The organism is Streptomyces sp. NPDC046977, from assembly GCF_040644455.1.
GTDB lineage: Bacteria > Actinomycetota > Actinomycetes > Streptomycetales > Streptomycetaceae > Actinacidiphila.
The window spans coordinates 124,706-145,247 of sequence record NZ_JBEYWO010000016.1; the positions used below are offsets into that span (position 1 = coordinate 124,706).

22 protein-coding genes are annotated in these 20,542 nt (G+C 73.9%); 9 read left to right on the top strand and 13 right to left on the bottom strand.

The genetic code is table 11. The features are described 5' to 3' along the window. Position 1 precedes the first annotated feature (1 nt). A complete protein-coding gene (locus tag ABZ883_RS23370; RefSeq protein ID WP_360909192.1) occupies positions 2 to 313 on the bottom strand; it encodes a DUF5955 family protein in 312 nt (103 codons plus the stop codon). A 176-nt stretch (positions 314 to 489) separates the two neighbouring features. After that, a complete protein-coding gene (locus ABZ883_RS23375) occupies positions 490 to 1,146 on the bottom strand; it encodes a histidine phosphatase family protein (protein WP_360909018.1) in 657 nt (218 codons plus the stop codon). A 44-nt stretch (positions 1,147 to 1,190) separates the two neighbouring features. On the opposite strand from ABZ883_RS23375, the gene ABZ883_RS23380 reads away from it, so the two are divergent. From ABZ883_RS23380 to ABZ883_RS23390, 3 genes are all read left to right on the top strand, one after another. Then, complete coding sequence (locus ABZ883_RS23380; protein WP_360909020.1) at positions 1,191 to 1,844, top strand: nucleotidyltransferase family protein; 654 nt, start codon at positions 1,191 to 1,193, stop codon at positions 1,842 to 1,844. 197 nt (positions 1,845 to 2,041) lie between these two features. Next, positions 2,042 to 3,670, top strand: coding sequence for a malate synthase A (aceB, locus tag ABZ883_RS23385; protein ID WP_360909023.1), 1,629 nt, complete (start codon positions 2,042 to 2,044; stop codon positions 3,668 to 3,670). Positions 3,671 to 3,893: 223 nt separating this feature from the next. Beyond that, positions 3,894 to 4,499, top strand: a complete 606-nt coding sequence (locus tag ABZ883_RS23390; protein ID WP_360909025.1) for a class I SAM-dependent methyltransferase — start codon at positions 3,894 to 3,896, stop codon at positions 4,497 to 4,499. 10 nt (positions 4,500 to 4,509) lie between these two features. Here the strand turns inward: ABZ883_RS23390 and ABZ883_RS23395 are convergent, their stop codons facing one another. Then, on the bottom strand, positions 4,510 to 4,830 hold the full coding sequence (locus tag ABZ883_RS23395) for a nuclear transport factor 2 family protein (RefSeq protein WP_360909027.1): 321 nt from the start codon (positions 4,828 to 4,830) through the stop codon (positions 4,510 to 4,512). Positions 4,831 to 5,004: 174 nt separating this feature from the next. On the opposite strand from ABZ883_RS23395, the gene ABZ883_RS23400 reads away from it, so the two are divergent. Next, positions 5,005 to 6,102 (top strand): PP2C family protein-serine/threonine phosphatase, encoded by a 1,098-nt coding sequence (locus ABZ883_RS23400; RefSeq protein WP_360909030.1) that lies wholly within the window; start codon positions 5,005 to 5,007, stop codon positions 6,100 to 6,102. On the opposite strand, the gene ABZ883_RS23405 is transcribed toward ABZ883_RS23400, so the two are convergent. The 9 genes from ABZ883_RS23405 to ABZ883_RS23445 form a co-directional block, all read right to left on the bottom strand. Beyond that, positions 6,080 to 7,204 carry a substrate-binding domain-containing protein gene (locus tag ABZ883_RS23405; protein WP_360909193.1) on the bottom strand — a complete coding sequence of 375 codons (1,125 nt, stop codon included), beginning with the start codon at positions 7,202 to 7,204 and terminating at the stop codon, positions 6,080 to 6,082. The two genes, ABZ883_RS23400 and ABZ883_RS23405, sit on opposite strands and share 23 nt — an antisense overlap. Before the next feature lie 88 nt (positions 7,205 to 7,292). Further along, on the bottom strand, positions 7,293 to 8,456 hold the full coding sequence (locus ABZ883_RS23410; RefSeq protein ID WP_360909032.1) for a hypothetical protein: 1,164 nt from the start codon (positions 8,454 to 8,456) through the stop codon (positions 7,293 to 7,295). Next, positions 8,453 to 9,892, bottom strand: coding sequence for a hypothetical protein (locus ABZ883_RS23415; RefSeq protein ID WP_360909034.1), 1,440 nt, complete (start codon positions 9,890 to 9,892; stop codon positions 8,453 to 8,455). Before ABZ883_RS23415 ends, ABZ883_RS23410 begins: the two co-directional genes overlap by 4 nt. Positions 9,893 to 10,063: 171 nt before the next feature. Next, a complete protein-coding gene (locus ABZ883_RS23420) occupies positions 10,064 to 11,449 on the bottom strand; it encodes an 8-oxoguanine deaminase (RefSeq protein WP_360909036.1) in 1,386 nt (461 codons plus the stop codon). 10 nt (positions 11,450 to 11,459) lie between these two features. Continuing rightward, positions 11,460 to 12,347 (bottom strand): factor-independent urate hydroxylase, encoded by an 888-nt coding sequence (pucL, locus tag ABZ883_RS23425; protein WP_360909038.1) that lies wholly within the window; start codon positions 12,345 to 12,347, stop codon positions 11,460 to 11,462. A 7-nt stretch (positions 12,348 to 12,354) separates the two neighbouring features. Next, complete coding sequence (gene uraH / locus ABZ883_RS23430) at positions 12,355 to 12,702, bottom strand: hydroxyisourate hydrolase (RefSeq protein ID WP_360909040.1); 348 nt, start codon at positions 12,700 to 12,702, stop codon at positions 12,355 to 12,357. Then, positions 12,699 to 13,211: a 2-oxo-4-hydroxy-4-carboxy-5-ureidoimidazoline decarboxylase gene (uraD, locus tag ABZ883_RS23435; RefSeq protein ID WP_360909042.1), complete on the bottom strand. Its 513-nt coding sequence runs from the start codon at positions 13,209 to 13,211 to the stop codon at positions 12,699 to 12,701. The genes uraH and uraD overlap by 4 nt, the downstream gene beginning before the upstream one ends. Before the next feature lie 115 nt (positions 13,212 to 13,326). Further along, positions 13,327 to 13,713 (bottom strand): helix-turn-helix domain-containing protein, encoded by a 387-nt coding sequence (locus ABZ883_RS23440; RefSeq protein WP_360909044.1) that lies wholly within the window; start codon positions 13,711 to 13,713, stop codon positions 13,327 to 13,329. Next, on the bottom strand, positions 13,710 to 13,967 hold the full coding sequence (locus ABZ883_RS23445) for a hypothetical protein (protein ID WP_360909046.1): 258 nt from the start codon (positions 13,965 to 13,967) through the stop codon (positions 13,710 to 13,712). The genes ABZ883_RS23440 and ABZ883_RS23445 overlap by 4 nt, the downstream gene beginning before the upstream one ends. A 159-nt stretch (positions 13,968 to 14,126) precedes the next feature. On the opposite strand from ABZ883_RS23445, the gene ABZ883_RS23450 reads away from it, so the two are divergent. The 4 genes from ABZ883_RS23450 to ABZ883_RS23465 all read left to right on the top strand — a co-directional run bounded on the left by ABZ883_RS23450 (position 14,127) and on the right by ABZ883_RS23465 (position 17,590). After that, positions 14,127 to 14,975, top strand: a complete 849-nt coding sequence (locus tag ABZ883_RS23450; protein ID WP_360909048.1) for a TIM barrel protein — start codon at positions 14,127 to 14,129, stop codon at positions 14,973 to 14,975. Continuing rightward, positions 14,972 to 15,901 (top strand): 2-hydroxy-3-oxopropionate reductase, encoded by a 930-nt coding sequence (locus tag ABZ883_RS23455; RefSeq protein WP_360909050.1) that lies wholly within the window; start codon positions 14,972 to 14,974, stop codon positions 15,899 to 15,901. The genes ABZ883_RS23450 and ABZ883_RS23455 overlap by 4 nt, the downstream gene beginning before the upstream one ends. Before the next feature lie 266 nt (positions 15,902 to 16,167). Beyond that, on the top strand, positions 16,168 to 16,896 hold the full coding sequence (locus ABZ883_RS23460) for a hypothetical protein (RefSeq protein ID WP_360909052.1): 729 nt from the start codon (positions 16,168 to 16,170) through the stop codon (positions 16,894 to 16,896). A gap of 148 nt (positions 16,897 to 17,044) precedes the next feature. After that, entirely contained in the window at positions 17,045 to 17,590 is a 546-nt protein-coding gene (locus ABZ883_RS23465) for a hypothetical protein (RefSeq protein ID WP_360909054.1), read from the top strand. An 89-nt stretch (positions 17,591 to 17,679) separates the two neighbouring features. On the opposite strand, the gene gcl is transcribed toward ABZ883_RS23465, so the two are convergent. Then, positions 17,680 to 19,467 carry a glyoxylate carboligase gene (gcl, locus tag ABZ883_RS23470; protein WP_360909056.1) on the bottom strand — a complete coding sequence of 596 codons (1,788 nt, stop codon included), beginning with the start codon at positions 19,465 to 19,467 and terminating at the stop codon, positions 17,680 to 17,682. A 261-nt stretch (positions 19,468 to 19,728) separates the two neighbouring features. On the opposite strand from gcl, the gene ABZ883_RS23475 reads away from it, so the two are divergent. Next, positions 19,729 to 20,529: a hypothetical protein gene (locus ABZ883_RS23475; protein WP_360909058.1), complete on the top strand. Its 801-nt coding sequence runs from the start codon at positions 19,729 to 19,731 to the stop codon at positions 20,527 to 20,529. Positions 20,530 to 20,542: the final 13 nt, after the last annotated feature.

The following is a 20,542-nucleotide window of genomic DNA, read 5'->3' on the forward strand; positions in this document are numbered from 1 at the left end:
CTCAGTCCGCGGAGGGCGGCGCGCCGAAGAGTTCGATCGCGCGCCGCACCTCCGTCAGAGCGGCGGACAGGGCGCTGACGGAGCCGAGGGCGCTGGTGACGACCAGGAGCCCGCGGCGCAGCCGCGGGACGTCGGGCACACCGGCGGCGGCCGCGGACGCCAGCGCGGCGAGTTCGTCCTCCGCGATGTGACGGTCCGGTAAGTTCGAGCGGTACGCGGCGAGCGCGCGGCGGCAGTGGGAGACCGCCGCACGCAGCGCGGCTGCCCTCGGATCCTCGGCGCCGTCCCCGTCCAGGGCCGCACGGGCCGCCATGTCCTTGACCACTGCTGTGTCCCCCATTGTCCGACCCCCGTTGTACACATCCGTGCGGGTCCGGCCCCACCCGGGCCGCATCGGGGAGGACAGTAAACGCGACGGAGCGCTTCCCTCGCTATACGGACAGCGAAATCAGCCGTAAGTTCCTCTCGCACGAGGCGACTTGCCGACAGTCAACGAACGGCGGGCGGTGTTCGGTTCCAGTCGGCGAGCCGCCACCCGCCGGCACCGTGCCCCCAGCGCGCGAACGAGCCGTTGGCGACGTACGCCCCCTCCTCCGGCAGGGGCGGCCCCAGCAGGTGACGGATCATCAGCACGACGGCGTCGTGGGCGACCAGCAGCACCGGCGCGCCGTCCCCGCCCGCGGGGAGGCCGTCCAGCACGGACCGCACGCGCAGGGCGACGTCGTCCATCGACTCGCCCCCGCCCGGCGGCCGGTAGGCCTGCTCGCCCTCCCGCGCACGCCGGGCGGCCTCCTGGGGAAAGCGTTCCCGGACCGCCTGCGGCGTGAGCAGTTCCAGCGCGCCCGTACCGCGGTCGCGCAGCCGGGGCTCGTAGGACGCCGGGGGCAGCGGGTGACCGGCGGCCCTGTGGACGGCGTCGAGGACGTCGAGGGTCTGCCGGGCGCGCCGGTACGGGGAGCAGAGCACCGTGCCGGGAGTACCGTCGCCGAGCGCCAGCAGCTCCCCGGCGAGCCGCGCCGCCTGCTCGCGGCCGCGATCGGTGAGGCCGACGTCGGCGTCCCGGACGCCCTCCGGGGAGACACCGCGCGCGAAGGCCGCGTTCGCGGTGCTCTCGCCGTGCCGCACGGCGATGAGCCAGTTCGTCATGGGAGGTCCTTTTCCTCGCCCGCCATCCACGGTATCCAGGGAGCGTGGAACGGGACGGTTCGAACGGAACGGGCACCGCCGTCGCCGGGCTGCTGCTGGCCGCGGGCGGCGGCCGCCGGCTCGGCGGGCGGCCGAAGGCGCTGCTGGAGTACGAGGGCCGCCCGCTGGTGGAGCACGCCGCGCGGGCGCTGCGCGAGGGCGGCTGCGCCCCGGTGCACATCGTGCTGGGCGCGGCGGCCGCCGAAGTGCGGGCGCGGGCGGTGCTGGACGGCTGCACGGTGGTCGGGAACCCGGACTGGGAGCAGGGCATGGGGTCCTCGCTGCGGGCCGGTCTGACGTCGCTGGCGGGCACGGGGGCGCGGGCTGCGGTGGTCACGCTCGTGGACCAGCCGGGTGTGGGCGCGCGGGCCGTGGCGCGGGTGGCGGCGGCGTACGCCTCGCCGGCGACGCTGGCCGCGGCCGCGTACGGCGGCAGGCGCGGGCATCCGGTCCTGCTGGGCGCCGGCCACTGGCCCGCGATCGCGGCGAGTGCGGCGGGCGACGAGGGGGCACGCTCGTACCTGGGGCGGCACGAGGCGGAGATCGTCCTCGTCGAGTGCGCGGATGTCGCGCTCCCCGGCGACATCGACACCCCGGACGACCTGTGGCGCCTCGGCGGGGGGCCGCGGCCGCCCGCGCCCGGTGCTACAAAACGTTGAAGTTCCGCAATGCAAAAACTATGCTCCACGCAGCAGAAGCGCCCGTCGGCCAGGGCGCCCCGCGGCCACTCCCGGCGGGCCCGGCACCGCGTGCCACGCCGCGCCCCCGCAGCCGCCCGGTACCCGGGCCGCCCGCACCTCCGCCGTGCCGCGTCCCCGCGCGGCGGGAGCAGCCGCAGCCAGAGGAGATCAGCTTCATGTCCGCAGCAGGAGCAGGGCCTTCCCCGCACGCCGTCGTCGCCGGCACCGCGCCTCCCGTCGAGCGCGCGGAGGAGGTGCTGACCGACGCGGCGCTGGCCTTCCTCGGCGAGCTCCACCACCGCTTCGCGCCGCGCCGCGCCGAACTCCTCGCCCGCCGGAAGGAGCGCCGGGCGGAGATCGCCCGGACCGGCACCCTGGACTTCCTCCCGGACACCGCGCACATCCGCGAGGGCGACTGGCGGGTCGCGGACGCCCCGGCCGCGCTCACCGACCGCCGGGTGGAGATCACCGGCCCCACCGACCGCAGGATGACCGTCAACGCCCTCAACTCCGGCGCCCGGATCTGGCTGGCCGACTTCGAGGACGCCTCCGCCCCCACCTGGGAGAACGTCGTCGGCGGGCAGATCAGCCTGATCGACGCCTACGAGCGCCGCATCGACTTCACCTCCCCCGAGGGCAAGGCGTACACGCTGAAGGACGAGGCCGAACTCGCCACCGTCGTCACCCGCCCCCGCGGCTGGCACCTCGACGAGCGCCACCTCACCGTCGACGGCGAGCCCGTCCCCGGCGCCCTGGTCGACTTCGGGCTGTACTTCTTCCACAACGCGCACCGGCTGCTCGCCAAGGGCAAGGGCCCGTACTTCTACCTCCCCAAGACCGAGTCGCACCTCGAAGCCCGGCTGTGGAACGACGTGTTCGTCTTCGCACAGGACCACCTGGGCATCGCGCAGGGCACGATCCGCGCCACCGTCCTCATCGAGACGATCACCGCGGCCTTCGAGATGGAGGAGATCCTCTACGAACTGCGCGACCACGCCTCCGGCCTCAACGCGGGCCGCTGGGACTACCTGTTCTCCATCGTCAAGAACTTCCGCGACGCGGGCGAGCGCTTCGTGCTGCCCGACCGCAACGCCGTGACGATGACCGCCCCCTTCATGCGCGCCTACACCGAACTGCTGGTCCGCACCTGCCACAAGCGCGGCGCCCACGCCATCGGCGGCATGGCCGCCTTCATCCCGTCCCGGCGCGACGCCGAGGTCAACGCGGTCGCCTTCGAGAAGGTCAAGGCCGACAAGGACCGGGAGGCCGGCGACGGCTTCGACGGCTCCTGGGTCGCCCACCCCGACCTGGTGCCGATCGCCCGCGCCTGTTTCGACGCGGTCCTCGGCGACCGGCCGCACCAGAAGGACCGGCTGCGCGAGGACGTCCACGTCACCGCCGCCGACCTGCTGGCCGTCGACTCGATCGGGGCGAAGCCCACGTACGAGGGGCTGCGCAACGCCGTCCAGGTCGGCACCCGCTACATCGAGGCGTGGCTGCGGGGCACGGGCGCGGTCGCCATCTTCAACCTCATGGAGGACGCCGCCACCGCCGAGATCTCCCGCTCGCAGATCTGGCAGTGGGTCGACGCGGGCGTCGTCTTCGCCGACAACGGCGAGAAGGCCACCGCCGAGCTGGTGCGCGCCGTGGCGAGCCGGGAACTCGCCGCCATCCGCGCCGAGACGGGCGACGAGGCGTTTGCGGCGGGCCGCTGGCAGCAGGCCCACGACCTGCTGCTGAGGACCGCGCTCGACGAGACCTACGTCGACTTCCTCACCCTGCCCGCCTACGAATTGCTCGACTGAGAGCGAGCCGCCCCGGACCCCGGGTCCCGGCACCGCGGGCCGGGGCCCGTCGGCCCGGGGAGACCGGCGCGCGCCGGTCCCGGTGCGCCTGGCATGATCACCGCCATGCCGTCGCAGTGCCCGCCTTCCTCCCGCGCACCACGGTGCGTGGCCGCCCGCCCGTCCGGACCGCGGCCGGCCGATCGGCCGTTCGCCCGCCCGGCCGCAGGGGAAGGGTCCGGGCATGCCTTTTGACCACAACGACCACTACCACCGGCTGTTGCTGAGCCGCGTGCCGCCCGGCGCGCTCACCGCGCTGGACGTGGGCTGCGGCACCGGCCGCTTCGCGCGCGAACTGGCGGAGCGGGGGCTGCGGGTGGAGGCGCTCGACGTCTCCGAGGAGGCCGTCGCGGCCGCCGGCACGGCGCCCGGAGTGGACTTCCGGGTCGCCGACGTGACGGCCGTCCGCCTGCCCGAGGGCCGCTACGACGTGATCACCTGCCTGGCGAGCCTGCACCACGTGCCGTTCGCCACGGTCACCGCCCTGCGGGCGGCGCTCGCGCCGGACGGAGTGCTCCTCGTCCTCGGCTGCTACCGCGAACGCACCGCCGCCGACCGGGCGGTGAGCCTGCTCGCCGTCCCCGTCAACGCCGTCGCCCGGCTCTCCGTCGCCGTCCGGGAGCGGCTGCGCGGCCGCCCGCGTCCCGCCGTGCGCGCGCCGGTCCGGCCGCCCACGATGTCCCTGACGGAGGTCCGCGCCGAGGCGGATCGCCTCCTGCCGGGCAGCCGGGTGCGCCGGCTGCTGTTCTGGCGCTACTTCCTGGTCTTCCGCGAGGACGCGGCGCGCTGAGGCGTGGCGGTCAGGCCTGGCCGGTGTCGAAGCGGCTGATCTTCCCGTCGTCGACGGTGAAGTGCCATTTGGTGCGCATCTCGCCCCAGGTGTCGTTGCGGTAGTCGGCGATCAGGGTGCGGCCCGCCGCGTCCTGCGACTGGACGTCCATGTGGCCGTGGGAGTCGAAGATCTCCCGGTCGGCCCATTCGTCGAGGGCGTGGTCGGAGCCGTCGTCCGACATGGTGGCGTTCTCGGTGAGGGCCCGGCGGAAGGCGTCGCGGTCACCGGCGTTGACCGCCGTGACGAACGCGCGGACGGCGGGCTCGTTGAGAGCGTCGGTGCGGATCATCGTCGGACTCCCTGTGCCGGTGTACTGGCCACCAGCCTGGCCGTCCGGCGCGGCCTGCGCCACCCGGCGGACGGCCGTTCACCCGGGGGGCGGCCACCGCTGGCCGGGTCGCACGGACCCGGGGAGTCTGGGACGACAGCCCGGCGGGCCGGGACGGACGGCAGGAGCGCGCGCGTGGCACGTGTCGACGAGGGCGGCACCGACGACCGCAGGGACGTGTCGCGCTACGTCCGGCTGCTGCCCGTCGTGCTGCTCGTCGGCGGCTTCCTCGTGGACTACCTGACTCCCGCCGAGTTCAGCGGAACCGCCTTCTACTCCGTCGCCCCGATGATCGCCGCGCCGCTGATGTCCCTGGGCGGCACGTGCCTGATCGGCATCGGGGCCATCGCGGCGGACGCCGGCATCCTCAACCACTTCGGCTACATCAACGGGGCGGGCGGGGTCAGCGAGCTGCTGTCGATCACGGCGGTGGCGGCGGTCGCGGTCTTCATCAACCGGGTGCTGCACATCCGCGAGGAGCGGGTGCGCTCCGCGCGGGGCATCGCGGCGGCGGTGCAGCGGGCGGTGCTGCCCGACCCGCCGGAGCGCGCCGGGCCGTTCCGGATCGCCGCCCGCTACGAGGCCGCCGAGCAGGACGCGGACATCGGCGGCGACCTGTACGCCGTGCAGGAGACCCCCTTCGGGCTGCGCTGCGTCATCGGCGACGTCCGCGGCAAGGGGATGGACGCGGTCGAGGCGGCCACGGTGGTGCTGGGCGCGTTCCGGATGGCGGCCGACGAGGAGCCGACGCTCGCCGGGCTGGCCGCACGCATGGACCGCGCCCTGTGGCGGGAGTCCGAGCGGCGCGAGGGCCTGGACCGGCTGGAGGGCTTCACCACGGCCGTCCTGGTGGAGATCGCCCCGGGCGGGGAACTGCGCCTGGTCAACCGGGGCCATCCGCCGCCGCTGGTGCTCCGCGAGGGCCGGGTCCACTACGCCGAGCCCTCGCAGCACGCCCTGCCGCTCGGCATGGGCCTGGAGACCGGGGTGGCCGCGGTGGACACCCTGTGCTTCCCGCCCGGCGCCTCCTTGCTGATGCACACCGACGGCGTCACCGAGGCGCGCAACGCGGACGGCACCTTCTACGACCCGGTCGCACGGCTGGCCGGGGTGCGCTACGACGGGCCCGCCGAACTGCTCCAGATGCTGCTGGACGACGTCCACCTGCACACCGGCGGCCCCCGCAACGACGACATGGCGCTGCTGGCCGTCACTCACGACCCGCGGCCCTGAGCACCGCCCCGCATGAGGCGCGTACCCGCAAGGAGGGCAGCAGGCCGAGGTGTTCGCGCGGCCGGCAGTCGCCGCTGCCGCGCTCGGCGATGCGCTGCAGCAGCAGCGCCGCCGCGGTCTCGCCGACCGCGCGCTCCGGCGGTGCGACAGCCGTGAGCGGGGGGTCGGCCAGGCCTGCCACCCGGTCGCCGTGGACGACGATCGCCAGGTCCTCGGGCACGAGCACACCGAGTTCCCGCAGCCGGGGGACCAGCACGACCGCGAACCGGTCGTCGTGCAGGAGCACCGCGCGCACGCCGTGCTCCTCGGCCAGCGCGCGCAGGTGGTCGGCCGTCCGCGCGGTCCGCTCGGCCTCCGGCAGCGACGCGGGCGCGCTGTAGGGCGAGCCGGGCGCCGGGGTCAGCTCCAGCGCCTCGACGGCGGCGGTGCAGCCGGCCCGCAGGTGTCCGGCGGGGGCGGCGTCGCGCAGCACCAGCGCGACCGAGCGGTGGCCGAGCGAGGCCAGGTGGCGTACGGCCGTCGCCGCGCCGTGCGCGGCGTCGCAGCGGACGTGGTCCAGTTCGGCCGCGGGGCTGCCCGGCGGGGCCTGCCGCTCCACGAGGACCACGGGCACCCCGTTCCCGGTGAGGCGCCCGTCGCCGTCGGGGCCGGGGACGAGCAGCAGCCCGTCCGCGCCGGCGGCGACCAGTCGCCCGGCCTGCCCGGCGTCGCCCTCGGCGTGGCCGGAGAGTCCGAGCACCAGCCGCCCGCCGCGGGCCTCCAGCGCGTCGCGGGCGCCCTGGACGATCCGGTCGAAGGGGTGGTCGAGCGTGGGGACCAGCATCCCGGCCACCAGGCCCTCGGCGTCCCGGGCCCCGGCGGGAGGGGGAGCGGGGGCCGGGGTGGCGACCGGGGTTCCGCGGCCGCCGGTCTCCGCGCACGGCCAGACGACCGAGCCGTGGACGCGGCGCAGTCTCCCCTGGGTCGCGAGCGTCTCGACGTCCCGGCGCAGGGTGACGGGGGAGACACCCAGTTCCTCGGCGAGGTCCGCGACCCGCAGGCTGCCCCGTTCGCGGACCAGTGAGATGACCCGTTCGTGGCGCTGGCCGACATGGAGCCGCACGGTCTTCTCCCTGCTCAGGACCGTCGGGGCGGTGATCCGCACTCCCTTGTCACTGTACGCCGGGCGGGGCGCCGGGGGCCGGGGACGCCTACCGTCGGCTCCGCCGCCCGCGGGGCGCGGCCCGCCTGCGGTACCCGTCGAGCACGTCCTGCCGGAGCAGGAAGCCGAAGCCGGCCGACTCCAGCCGCAGGCCGAGGGCCGCCTCGTCGATCCCGAGGCCGGCGGCGGTGTCCGCCAGGTGCCAGTCGTGGGCGGCCATGCGGTCGAGAAGGTGGCCGCGGCGGACCTGGCTCTCCGAGAGCCGGAACGTCTTGAGGTACACGGTCCGGCCGGCGGCGTCCGTGATGGCCTCGCCGATGTGGTTCTCCTGCCGGGGACGGAACTCCGGCAGGAAGCGGGCGAGCGTGAAGGGCCCCATCCGGTGCACCCTGCGCCAGGTCCCGTCCTGCTCCGCCGCCTGTGCGGCCATCGTCGTGTCGTGGAAATCGGCCCAGGCGCGCTCCTGTTCCCCGGCCGCCGCGCGCAGCCCCGCGAGGGAGTCGATGCCCTCGTCGGCCACGTGGGCCCGGAACTCCTGCACCGGCGGCATCAGCAGCGCGTAGTGGTGCACGAGTTCGCCGTACAGGTCCTGCACGAGGGTGGGGTGGAGCGCGCGGTAGTCGTCCGGGTGGGGCACGACGAACACGGCAGCCAGGGCGTCGGCGACGTAGAGCAGCACCCCGCACTGCCCGGGGTGGATCTCGAAGACCCGCAGCGCGTCGGCCAGCCCGGGGATTTCGGCCCCGGTGTACGCCTGCTCGGCGCGCGGCGACAGTCCGCTGCGCAGCGCCCGGTGCGACCACTCCTCCCAGGCGAACGAGGGGCCGCCGAAGTGCAGCGCCAGATAGCCCTCCAGGGCCGTGTGCAGCGGGAGGAAGCGCAGCCGGTGCTTCTGCTCGCGGCGGGCCATCCTGCGGTGGAAGCGCAGGGCGGAGGTCGCGGGCGCCGCCGCGTCGGCCGCGGCGGCCAGGTGCGTGCCGTAGGCGGCCGCCGGAGTGCCGTCGTCGGTCCAGTCGGCGACGAAGGCGTGCGGGATGTACGAGAAGTAGGCCGCGCGCGGGCCGACGCTCACCACCGAGGGGCCGTCGCCCAGGATCCGCGGATGCAGCCGCAGGTCCTCCACGGGCGCGGGACGCACCAGCGGCACCAGCCGCACCGCGCCCCACACCTGGGAGGGACGGGTCTCCAGGCCGGTCAGGTCCATCGCGGTCACCGGGCACGCTCCCGGGGGTCGGCTGCCGTCATGCGGTCGGCGCGGGCGTCCATGTAGGCGGTGAGTTCGGCCAGGTCCGTGCGGCCCTCGGCGAACTGGGCGATCTCCACGAGCGCGGGCAGGTCCTCGGCGTCGCGGATACCGGCCGTGGCGACGGCCGCCGACAGCCGGCGCACGTCGAAGGCGTCCGCGTCGTAGACGGGGTTGAGGTGGACGACGGCGGTGCGCCCGGCGGGATCGAGCCGGGTGCGCCACACCCGCAGCACCTCGGCGGCCAGGCCCGGGGGCGCGTTGTCCCAGCCGTCGGAGACGATCACCAGCCGGGAGGGCTCGGTCTCCAGGGCGTCGAGCACGCGCCGGCCCAGCGGGGTCGGACCGTACGGGTGGACCAGGAGCGCGTCCTCGCGCCCGGAGGTCCACAGCCCGGTGTAGCGGCCGGCCAGGGCCGCGAGCAGGTAGTGGCAGGCCAGGGCGACGGCCAGCGGACGGCGGCGCTTGGTGCCCGAGCCGGAGGCGGAGAAGCTGTCGTCCAGGACGGCGGTCACCCGGCCCCAGCTGCCCCGGTGCCGTCCGGCCAGCCGCACCGCGGACGCCTCCAGGGCGCCGGTCAGCTCGTCGCGCCGGCGCCGGCGCTCGTCCAGGGGCAGCGCCAGGACGTACGAGGCGAGCCGGGTCAGCGGCATGCGGTCCGGTTCGCCCGGCACGGTCGCGGCACCGCGCTCCCGGGCGGACTCGCGCAGGCGCAGGGTCTCCAGACGCGTCATACGCGGGGCGATGCGCTCCAGGAAGACGTCCCGGGGGATGCGGTGCTTGGCGGCGAAGCCCTCGGCGACGGTGTAGGGCAGGTCGTACAGGGCCTCCTGCTCGTAGTGGGCACGGCGCCACGCCTCCAGCAGGGGTGCGGCGTAGCGGGCCCGGGTCAGCGGCCGGAAGACGAACGTGCCCAGTTCGCCGTCGGCGGGGGCGAGATGGGTGTGCCGCAGGGTCTCCCGGAGGCCGCCGCGGTACTTGACGGCGTCGAACGCGAGGTCCGGGCGCGCGGCCAGCCAGTCGCGGACGATGGCGCGGGTGCGCCGGTTGTTGACCCCGGCCCGGCGCAGTGCCTTGAAGAGCCCGTACGCCCGCTGCGGCGGCAGCAGCGCCAGCCGTGCGGCGATCAGCCGGCCCTCGCGGCGGCGCTGTACGGCGGTGGCCTCGCGCCCGGTCTCCAGCAGCCGCCGGATGATCAGGACCGCGTTGTGGTCGTTGATGTCCAGGGCGAGCACCCCGGCGTACAGGTCGCGGTAGTTCCCCAGCATGTACGCGTGGAGGAAGTCCAGGGACAGCCTCTGCTGCCCGGCGCTGTCGCGGAACTCGCGCTGTCCGGTGGCCGTGATCGCCGCGTTGACGAACAGCAGCACGTCCTCGGCCGCGACGGCGGCCCCCCGCTCACCCATGGCGTTGCTCCCCCGGTTCAAGGACGCCGGCCGGGGAATGGGGGCACGAGCAGCGAATCATTGCTTCATAGGCAGGTTCCGGAAGTCGCACCGGAGTCCCGCGGCCGGCCCCCGGACCGTAACAGAGCCCGTACGAACGGCTCCACCCGATTCCCGCCGGGGTCCCGCGGGTCAGCCGGCAAGGCCCGCGATGCGGGCGAGGCGCAGGGCCTCGGCGCGGGTGGTGCGGGCGATGGCGTCCTCGTCGGCGGTGACCAGCCGGCCGTCCTCCACCACCGGGAGGCCGTTCACCAGCGAGAGGGTGACGGGGGCCGCGGCCCCGAGGACCAGGGCGGCGACCGGGTCGGCGATCGAGGCGTGGGCGAGGGTGTCCATCCGCCACAGGACGAGGTCGGCGAGCTTGCCCGGTTCCAGCGAGCCGATCTCCTGGGCCCGGCCGAGGACCTGGGCCCCGCCGTAGGTGCCCAGCCGCAGGGCCTGACGGGTTGTCAGTGCGGCCTCGCGGTGCGGCCCGAGGCGGTTGACGAGCAGGGCGTTGCGCAACTCGGTGTGCAGTTCGCCCGATTCGTTGGAGGCGGTGCCGTCCACGCCCAGCCCCACGGGGACGCCGGCCGCGAGCAGGTCGGGGACGCGGGCGATGCCCGCGGCGAGGCGGGCGTTGGAGGAGGGGCAGTGCGCGACGCCGGTCCGCGTGCGGGCGAAGGCGGCGATGTCGGCGTCGTTCATGTGGACGCAGTGCGCCATCCAGACGTCCTCGCCGAGCCAGCCGGTGGACTCGAAGTAGTCCGTCGGCCCCATGCCGAACAGTTCCTTGCAGAACTGCTCCTCCTCCACGGTCTCGCTGCCGTGGGTGTGCAGGCGCACGCCCTTGCGCCGGGCCAGTTCGGCGCCCTGGCGCAGCAGTTCGGTGGAGACCGAGAAGGGGGAGCAGGGCGCGACGGCGATCCGTGTCATGGCGTCGAAGGAGGCGTCGTGGTGCTCGTCGATCGTCGCCCCGGTCGCGGCGAGCGCGCCGTCCAGGGTCTCGACGGCGAAGTCCGGCGGCAGTCCGCCGTCGGACGCGCCCCGGTCCATGGAGCCGCGGGCGAGGGTGAAGCGCACGCCCATGGCGGCGGCGGCCGAGATGATGGAGCCGGACAGGTCGCCCGTGCCGCGCGGGAAGACGTAATGGTGGTCCATGGCGGTGGTGACGCCGCCGCGCGCCATCATCGCGAGGGAGCCCTGGGCGGCCGCGTGGGTCATCCGCTCGTCGATCCGTGCCCAGGTGGGGTAGAGGGCGACGAGCCAGTCGAAGAGGTGGTGGTCGGTGGCCAGGCCCCGGGTGAGCCACTGGTAGAAGTGGTGGTGGGTGTTGACCAGGCCCGGGGTGAGCAGATGGCCGGTGCCGTCGACCCTGCGGACGACGCCCTCCAGCCCGGCGGGGGCGCGGCCCGGGCCGACGGACTCGATGCGGTTGCCGGCGACGACGAGATGGCCGTCGGCGTACTCGGTGTCGTGCGCGTCGACGGTGGCGACGGCGCAGTTCTCGATGACGGTGCGCTGCACTGCGGCGGTCATGTCGGGCCTCTCAGTCCGTCACCGGGATACGGGGCTCTGCCCCTTCGCGCAGGACCGTGCCTTCGATGAGGCCGTAGGGGCGGTCGGCGGCGAAGTACACCGCGCTGTCGGGGGTGTCGTTCTTCAGGCCGAACGGTTCGAGGTCGACCGGGAAGTGGTGCTTGTTGGGGAGCGACAGCCGCACCTCGTCGATCTCCGGCCGGTGCTCGACGACCCGCTCCCCCATCGCGTACAGCGTCTGCTGCAGGGACAGTGAGTAGGTGCCGGCGAAGGCCTCCAGCAGATGGCGGCGGGCCTGCGCGTACGACTCGTCCCACTGGGGGGCCGGGTCCTCGTCGCGGGTCCAGTTGAACCGCCAGCGGGCGCTGACCTCGGTGGCGAGCACGCGGTCGCGGGTCTCCCGGAGCGTGGTGTACCGGTCCTTGACGAAGCCCCAGAACTCCGAGTCGGTGGAGTTCATGACGACGAGGTCCTTCAGCCCGGAGACGACCTGCCAGCCGGCGCCGTCGTAGGTCACCTCGGCGGTGCGGGTCTCCTGGCCCTTGCGGACGAACGAGTGCTGCTCGGTGAGGCGTTCCCAGGCGTACTCCTCGATGCGGATCCTGGCCCGCCCGATCGAGTCCTGACTGGTGACAAAGTGCCGGGCGAGCAGGATGCCGAACTGCTCGGCGGACGCGATCCCGTACTGCTGGGCGAACGCGAACACCGTGTTCTTGGTGGTGTCGGTGGGCAGGACGCCGACGTTGCTGCCGGAGTAGTGGACCTCGTCCATCGCGCCGGACAGCGCGACGGAGACGTTGAGGTCCTTGATGTGGTGGGTGCGGCCCTCGCGGGTGACCCGGACGACGCGGGTCTCCGCTTTGCCGTACTGGTTCTGGCCGAGGCGGGTGGGCGACATGTAGGTGCTAGCTCCCTCGGTATACGGAGTAGCCGAACGGGTTGAGCAGCAGCGGTACGTGGTAGTGCTCGCCCGGCTCCACGGCGAGGACGACCGCCACCTCCGGGAAGAACGCCCCGCCGTCCCCGGCGCCGGTGCGGGCGAGGTACGGCCCGGTGGCGAACTCCAGGCGGGCGTGTGCCGTGCCGCCGGGCAGGGCGGGCAGGTCCTTGCAGCGGCCGTCGGCGTCCGTCGCCGAGGCGCCGTGCGGCACCCAGGGGGCGTCGCCGGCGGCGCGGACCGCCAGGTGGACGGCGATGTCCGCGGCGGGACGGCCGGCGCTGGTGTCCAGGACGTGGGTGGACACGGACGTCATGAGGGGTCCTCCTCGAAGGGCGCGACGAGCCGGGCGAGCCGGATGCGGTTGATCTTTCCCAGCTCGGCGCGGACGACCCCGCGCTCGGTGGCGGCGTCGTTCCCGATCCGCTCGGCCAGGGCGGCCAGCATCTCGTCGCCCGTGCGGCCGGTGGCGCAGATGAGGAAGACGTGGCCGTGCCGCTCCTGGTAGGCGAGGTTCAGCTCCAGCAGCCGTGCGCGCAGGGAGTCCGGCACGCCGCTCTGCTCGCGGGCGGAGACGGGGTCGCCGGGCTTCGGCCGGCCGATCGGCGGGTGCCCGGCCATCGCCTCGGCCAATGCGTCCGCGCCCAGTCGGGCCGTCGCCGTGTCGCCGGCGGCGAGCAGCGCCTCGGCGCTCGCGTAGGGGCGGCCGGCGGCCACGTCCGCGCCCCAGGAGCGGCTGGCGCACACCTCGCGCAGCAGGGCGGCCGCCTCCGCCGCGCCGGCGGCGTTGAACCGGGCCAGGCCCGGGGAGGGACGGGAGGTCACACCAGCACGCTAGGAGCGCGCCCGACCGACGTCAACACTTTGTTGAAAAGAGCCCTGCCCCGTGGCGGCCGCGACACGGCCGGACGGGCGACGGACTGCGGACTGCGGACCGCGGCTACTCGCGCTCCTTCGCCGCGTTCTCCCGGTTCAGGTAGTTGTAGACGGTGAAGCGGCTCACCCCGAGGGCCGAGGCGACGGTCTCCACCCCGTGCCGCACGGAGAACGCGCCGCGTTCCTCCAGGATGCGCACGACCGTCTGCTTCTCCTTGCGGCCGAGTTCGGCCAGCGCCCTGCCGTGCCGGCGCTCCAGGTCCGCCAGGAGGTGGTCGAGGGAGTCGGCCAGGTGCGGCAGGCGTACGGCGACGACCGCCTCACCCTCCCAGCTCAGCACGACGTCGTCGCCGCGCGCCTCGCCGGGCGGCAGCATCCGCGCGCCCATCGCGGCGACGAGCGGCGTGATGGCCGCGCTGAACGGGTGCGGTTGCCCGCCGGGCGCGGTCATCGATCCGCCGCCCCATGACCGATGACGCTGATCTGCAGCGACACCCGGGTGGCCCCCGCGTCCAGGGTGCGCCGCAGCAGATCGCCGACGGCGTCGACCACCTGGTCGGCGCTGCCCTCGGCCGTGTTGCCGAACGGCCCGACGTCGACCTTCTCCAGTGCGGCCGAGCCGATGACGTCCCGGGCCACCGCGGCGTGCTCCGGCAGCACGTCGAGGTCGAAGGGCTCGGTGGTGAATTCCAGTCTCAGACGCACCTCTTCAACCTAGCCGGTCAGCGGCTTTCGGGGACATCCCTCTTGACAGTCCCCGGCCAGGTGATCCAGTCTTCCGTTAAGTAGAAAACAGATTCCGTATCGCGGAAGTCAGGGATGACGACGCACCGGACGGAACACCGGACGGAAGGGGCGCACGGGATGGGCTTCGACTCCACGCGCTGCGATGTGAACCTCTCGATCCTCTTCACCGAACTCCCGCTCCTGGAGCGCCCGGCCGCCGCCGCGGCCGCGGGCTTCGAGGCCGTGGAGCTGTGGTGGCCGTGGCCGGACGCACCCACCCCGCCGAAGGCACGCCTCGACGAACTGCGCTCCGCCCTGGAGCACGCGGGCACCCGGCTCGTGGGGCTGAACTTCTACGCGGGGCAGCTGCCCGGGCCCGACCGCGGCGCGCTGTCCGTGCCCGGCGAGGAGTCCGCGCGCTTCCGCGCCAACATCGACATCGCCGCCGACTTCGCGCGCTCGGTCGGCTGCACGGCCCTCAACGCCCTCTACGGCAACCGGGTCGACGGCGCCGGCGCCGAGGCGCAGGACGAACTCGCCCTGGAGAACCTGGTGCGGGCCGCGCACGCCGCCCACCGGGTCGGCGCCACCCTGCTCGTCGAGGCCCTCAACGCCCCGGAGTCGCCGCGCTATCCGCTGGTCAGCGCGCCCGCTGCCGTCGAGGTCGTCGACAAGGTCAACGCGGAGACCGGCCTCGGCAACGCCCAATTCCTGCTCGACCTCTACCACCTGTCGATGAACGGCGAGGACCTGCCGGCCGTGATCGACGCCTACGCCGACCGCACCGGCCACGTCCAGATCGCCGACAACCCCGGCCGCGGCGCCCCCGGAACGGGCTCGCTGCCCCTGGCCGGCCTCGTCGACCGCCTGCGCACGGCGGGCTACGACGGCTGGATCGGCCTGGAGTACAAGCCGGGACCGGAGGGGAGCGCCGCCTCCTTCGGCTGGCTCGCCGACGCCGCCCAGCAACCCGAGAGGACACCATGACCACCACGCCCCAGGCCGCCTCCTCCTCCCCTACCGGCCTCCCCCAGGTGGCCTGGATCGGCCTCGGCATCATGGGCTCCCCGATGGCGGAGAACCTGCTCAAGGCCGGTTACTCCGTCACCGGTTACACCCTCGAGCAGGACAAGCTCGACCGCCTCGCGGCCGCCGGCGGCACCGCCGCGGGCTCGATCGCCGAGGCCGTCGGGGACGCCGACGTCATCGTCACGATGGTCCCGGCCTCCCCGCAGGTCGAGGCAATCGCGTACGGCGAGGACGGCATCCTCGCGCACGCGAAGTCGGGCGCCCTGCTGGTCGACATGTCGTCGATCACGCCGCAGACCTCCGTCGACCTGGCCAACGCCGCGGCGGCCAAGGGCATCCGCGTCCTGGACGCCCCGGTCTCCGGCGGCGAGGCAGGCGCGATCGAGGCGGTGCTGTCCATCATGGTGGGCGGCGCTCAGGCCGACTTCGACGAGGCGCGCCCCCTGTTCGACGCCCTCGGCAGGACGGTCGTGCTGTGCGGCCCGCACGGCGCCGGCCAGACGGTGAAGGCGGCCAACCAGCTGATCGTCGCCGTCAACATCCAGGCCTGCGCCGAGGCCGTGGTCTTCCTGGAGAAGTCGGGCGTCGACCTGGGCACGGCCCTGGAAGTGCTCGGCGGCGGCCTGGCCGGTTCCACCGTGCTGAACCGCAAGAAGCAGAACTTCCTGCACCGCGAGTTCGCCCCCGGCTTCCGCATCGACCTCCACCACAAGGACATGGGCATCGTCACCGATGCCGCCCGCGCGGTCGGCGCCGCCCTGCCCGTCGGCTCCGTCGTCGCCGGTCTCGTGGCCGCGCTGCGCGCCCAGGGCGACGGCGGCCTCGACCACTCCGCCCTGCTGCGCGGGGTGGAGCGCCTGTCCGGTCTGCCGGTCACCGGCTGACCCCCGCTTCCGGGCGGTGGCGTCCGTTTCTGTCCTGTCGCGCCCGACGGACGCCGCCGCCCGGAACCCCTCCCCCGGCCCGGGAGGATCACGACCGTCCGCGCCGCCATGAACTTCTGAGGGGTTGGTCCTGGCGGCGCGGACACCTGTGCGCGGGTCAACCGGCGCGCGCGGGAGCGCAGGAGAGCTGCGGGAGCGGCGTCCCGTAGGAGAACATGGAGGGTACGTCCGCCGCCCGGTAAGCACCCGCCCTGGAGTCCCGAACCATGGCCGAGAGTGTGCCCGTGCGCTGCCCGGCCTGCCGCCGGGAGCACACGTACACCGCCCCCGTGTTCCCCTGTGCCTGTGGCACGCCCCTCACGCTGCCGCTGCTGCGCGGCGGCATCCCGCTGCTGATCCGCCACCGCTCCTGGTCCGACTCCTGGGTGGGCATGCGCTGCCCCGACTGCCACCGCGAGGACCAGTGGCCGCAGCCCGAACTCGGCTGCGAGTGCGGGGCGGTGGTCCGGCTGCCGGTGGACACGCGGGCGCTGCGCACGCCGCCGGCCCGGCCCGCCGCCGTCGAGCACCCCGCCGGTGCGGCGCCGACGGCGCCGGGGCACCGGGCCCCGTTCCGGCCGGTGACCATCCGCACCGCGCGGGACGCGCTGACCGCCGCCGCGCAGTACCTGAAGTGGCTCGGCTTCGGCGGGGTGCGGATCGCCTCGGAGCACGCCGCCAACGGCATCGACCTGCGCGGCGACGGGGTCGTCGCCCAGGTGGACCCGACGACCCGGCCGAGCGTGCTGCGGGACGTGGAGACCCTCTGGCTGAACTGCCTCAACGAGGACGCCTCCGGCGCCTTCTTCTCACTGGCCGGCTACGCGCACGACGCCCGGCTGCGCGCCGACCAGCTCGGTGTGCCGCTCTTCGTCATGGACCTCACCGGCACCCCGCAGCCGGTGAACGACGCAGCGGACGCCCTCATCCGCACCGGCCCCCGCGCGCGGCCCTGAGGACGGCGCACGGCGCACCCCGCCCGCTCTGCCCCCGGCCTCACCCTGTGTGGCCACTCGGGTCGCGCGAGCGGCGCTCCCGGGGGAACATCGAGAAGTTCCCCTCTCCCGACTCCAGGAGACCCCAGGACTACGTCAGGACGCAGCGATGTCTACCGCCCTCTTGAAGCGCAAGCTCGACATATCCTTCCGCCGCCTGGACACGGACGGCAACGGGTATGCCGAGCGCGCCGACTTGCAGGACGTCGGCGCGCGGCTGATTCACGGCTTCGGCCAGTCCCCCACCTCGCCCAAGGGCAGGCCGGTCGTGGTGCGCCTCGACGCCGTCTGGGCGGAGCTCGCGGCCTACGCCGACGGCGACCGCGACGGGCGGCTGTCCTCCGCCGAGTACCGCCACGGCATGACCCGGGCCTTCATCGAGGGCCCGGCCTTCGACCCCGTCTTCCATCCCGCCGCCGAGGCGGTCGTCCACCTCTGCGACACCGACGGCGACGGGCGGGTCCGGCGGGGCGAGTTCGAGATCCTGCAACGCGCCTTCAGCACCCCGGCCTCCGCGGTCGTCACCGCCTTCGACCGCCTCGACACCGACGGCGACGGCCTGGTGAGCACCGCCGAGCTCGTGACGGCGATCCGGGCGTACTACACCGGCACCGATCCCGCGGCCCCCGGCAACTGGCTCTTCGGCCCGCTCTGAGCGGGCCCCCCGCCCGCGCGGAGTGACGCCGGCCGCCGCGCCCGCCGAGGCGGGGACGCGGCGGCCGGAGCCATGCGGCGGCGGACGGGTCAGGCGCCGGCGAGCGGCAGGATCTCGGTGGGCGCGTGGCCGGGCTCGGTGGCCAGTTCCTCGAACTCCACCACGTTGCCGATGTCGTTGGTGACGCTCATCGCGATGTTGGTGACGCGCTCCAGGATCGCCTCGACCACCACCGGCACCCGGTGCTCGGCGGCGAGCTTCTTCGCCAGTTCGAAGGCGGCGCCCAACTCCGCCGGGTCGGTGACCCGCAGGGCCTTGCAGCCCAGGCCCTCGGCGACCTTGACATGGTCGACGCCGTAGACGCCCAGTTCGGGCGAGTTGACGTTCTCGAACTCCAGGTTGACCTCGAAGTCGATGTCGAAGGCGCGCTGCGCCTGGCGGATCAGGCCCAGGTAGGCGTTGTTGACCAGGACGTGCACGTACGGGATGCGGTGCTGCGCGCCGACCGCGAGTTCCTCGATCATGAACTGGAAGTCGTAGTCGCCGGACAGCGCGACCACGGACGCCTCCGGGTCGGCCTTGGCCACGCCGAGCGCCGCGGGGACGGTCCAGCCGAGCGGGCCGGCCTGGCCGCAGTTGATCCAGTGCCGCGGCCGGTAGACGTGCAGCATCTGGGCGCCGGCGATCTGGGAGAGCCCGATGGTGGAGACGTACCGGGTCTCCGGGCCGAAGGCCTTGTTCATCTCCTCGTACACCCGCTGCGGCTTCATCGGGACGTCGTCGAAGTGGGTGCGGCGGTGCAGCGTGGCCTTGCGCTCGCGCGCGGATTCCGCCCAGGCGCCGCGGTCCGGCAGCCGCCCCGCCTCCTTCAGCTCGCGGGCGACCTCGACGAAGAGCGCGAGCGCGGCCCCGGCGTCGGAGGTGATGCCGTAGTCGGGGGCGAAGATCTTGCCGATCTGGGTGGGCTCGATGTCGACGTGCACGAAGGTGCGGCCCGCGGTGTAGATGTCGATGCGGCCGGTGTGGCGGTTGGCCCAGCGGTTGCCGATGCCGAGCACGAAGTCGGACTCCAGGAACGTCGCGTTGCCGTAGCGGTGCGAGGTCTGCAGGCCCACCATGCCCGCGTTCAGCGGGTGGTCGTCCGCGATGGCGCCCCAGCCCATCAGGGTCGGCACGACCGGTGTGCCGGTCAGTTCGGCGAACTCCACCAGCAGGGCGGAGGCGTCGGCGTTGATGACCCCTCCGCCCGCGACGATCAGCGGGCGCTCGGCCGCGTTCAGCATGGCCAGCGCCTTCTCGATCTGCCGCCGGGTGGCGGCGGGCTTCCAGACCGGCAGCGGCTCGTACGTCTCGGGGTCGAACTCGATCTCGGTGAGCTGGACGTCCACCGGCAGGTCGATCAGGACCGGGCCCGGCCGGCCGGACCGCATGAGGTGGAAGGCCTTCTGGAAGACACCGGGGACCTGCGCGGCCTCCAGCACGGTGGTCGCGGCCTTGGTGACGGGCGCGGCGATGGAGGCGATGTCGACGGCCTGGAAGTCCTCCTTGTGGATCACCGCGGTGGGCGCCTGCCCGGTGATGCACAGGATCGGGATCGAGTCGCCGATGGCCGAGTAGAGGCCGGTGATCATGTCGGTGCCCGCCGGACCCGAGGTGCCGATGCACACGCCGATGTTCCCCGGGGCGGTGCGCGTGTAGCCCTCCGCCATGTGGGAGGCCCCCTCGACGTGGCGGGCGAGCGTGTGGGTGATGCCGCCGGAGGCCTTGAGGGCCGCGTAGAAGGGGTTGATCGCGGCACCGGGCACGCCGAACGCGGTGTCGACGCCCTCCCGCTTGAGGATCTCCACTGCCGCTCGGGCGGCGGTCATTCGAGGCATTCGCTCACTCCTGCGTCGTCCGGCGGTCCAGGTGTCGCGTCCCAGTCACGCTGAGGTCCGTTTTTCCGCCATGCGGAAATTTATTTTTGTTATGTGGAACTGCATCGAACATAGGGCGTGCCGCGCGCACCGGTCAAGAAGAGGGCGTGCGGATGCTGCCGAAACTCGTGGTGGAACACATGTACGGACCAGTAGGGTGCGGGGGCTCCATCTGCGCATCAGCACCGCACCTCAGCACCACAGATCCCGGGGGGGACCTCCGTGACCGCACCGACGCCGCCTGCTCCCGCGCCACAGCCCGCGCCGCAGGCCGAGCCGCAGGTCCAGCCGCAGCCCGCCGCGCAGCGGCCCCCGTCGCTCTACCCGCCGCAGTGGCCCTTCCTGCCGCAGCAGTCGATGAGCATGGACATACCGGGGTACGGCCCCTCGTGCAGCTTCTGCGGCTCGGTGCCCGCGGCGGCCGCCACCTTCCGCGGACACCAGGGCATGGTCGTCCTCATGCGGCGACTGCGGCTCAAGGGCTTTTTCTGCCGGTCCTGCGGCCTCGCCGCGCACCGCAAGATGACCGGCGACAGCCTGGTGCAGGGCTGGTGGGGCGCGCCGTCGATGATCATCAACCCCATCGTCATGCTGCTCAACCTCAGGCAGTGGGTGAAGGTCAAGCGGCTCGGCGAACCCGTCGCCGGCGCCCCGCGCAGGCCCGCCGACCCCGGCAGGCCCCTCTTCCTGCGTCCGGTCGCCCTCGGCCTGCTGCTGCCGGTCGCGATCGTCGGGGGACTCTGGTTCCTCCTCCACGACGACCCCGAGTTCGCATCCGTCGGCGACTGCGTGCGCAGCAGCGGCGACGGGTTCTACCCCGATGTCTCGGTCGTCGACTGCGCTTCCCCCGACGCCCGATACAAGGTCGTCGGCCGTATCGACGACTCCGACAGCACCAGCCGCTGCCTCGTCGAGTACCCCAGCAGCGTGGCCGCCTACGCCGAGCAGCACGGGTCCACCCGGTACGTCCTGTGCCTGGGCCCGAACGCAGGCGGCTCCGTCCCGGACGACACCAGCGTCTGAGGCACTCCGGAGG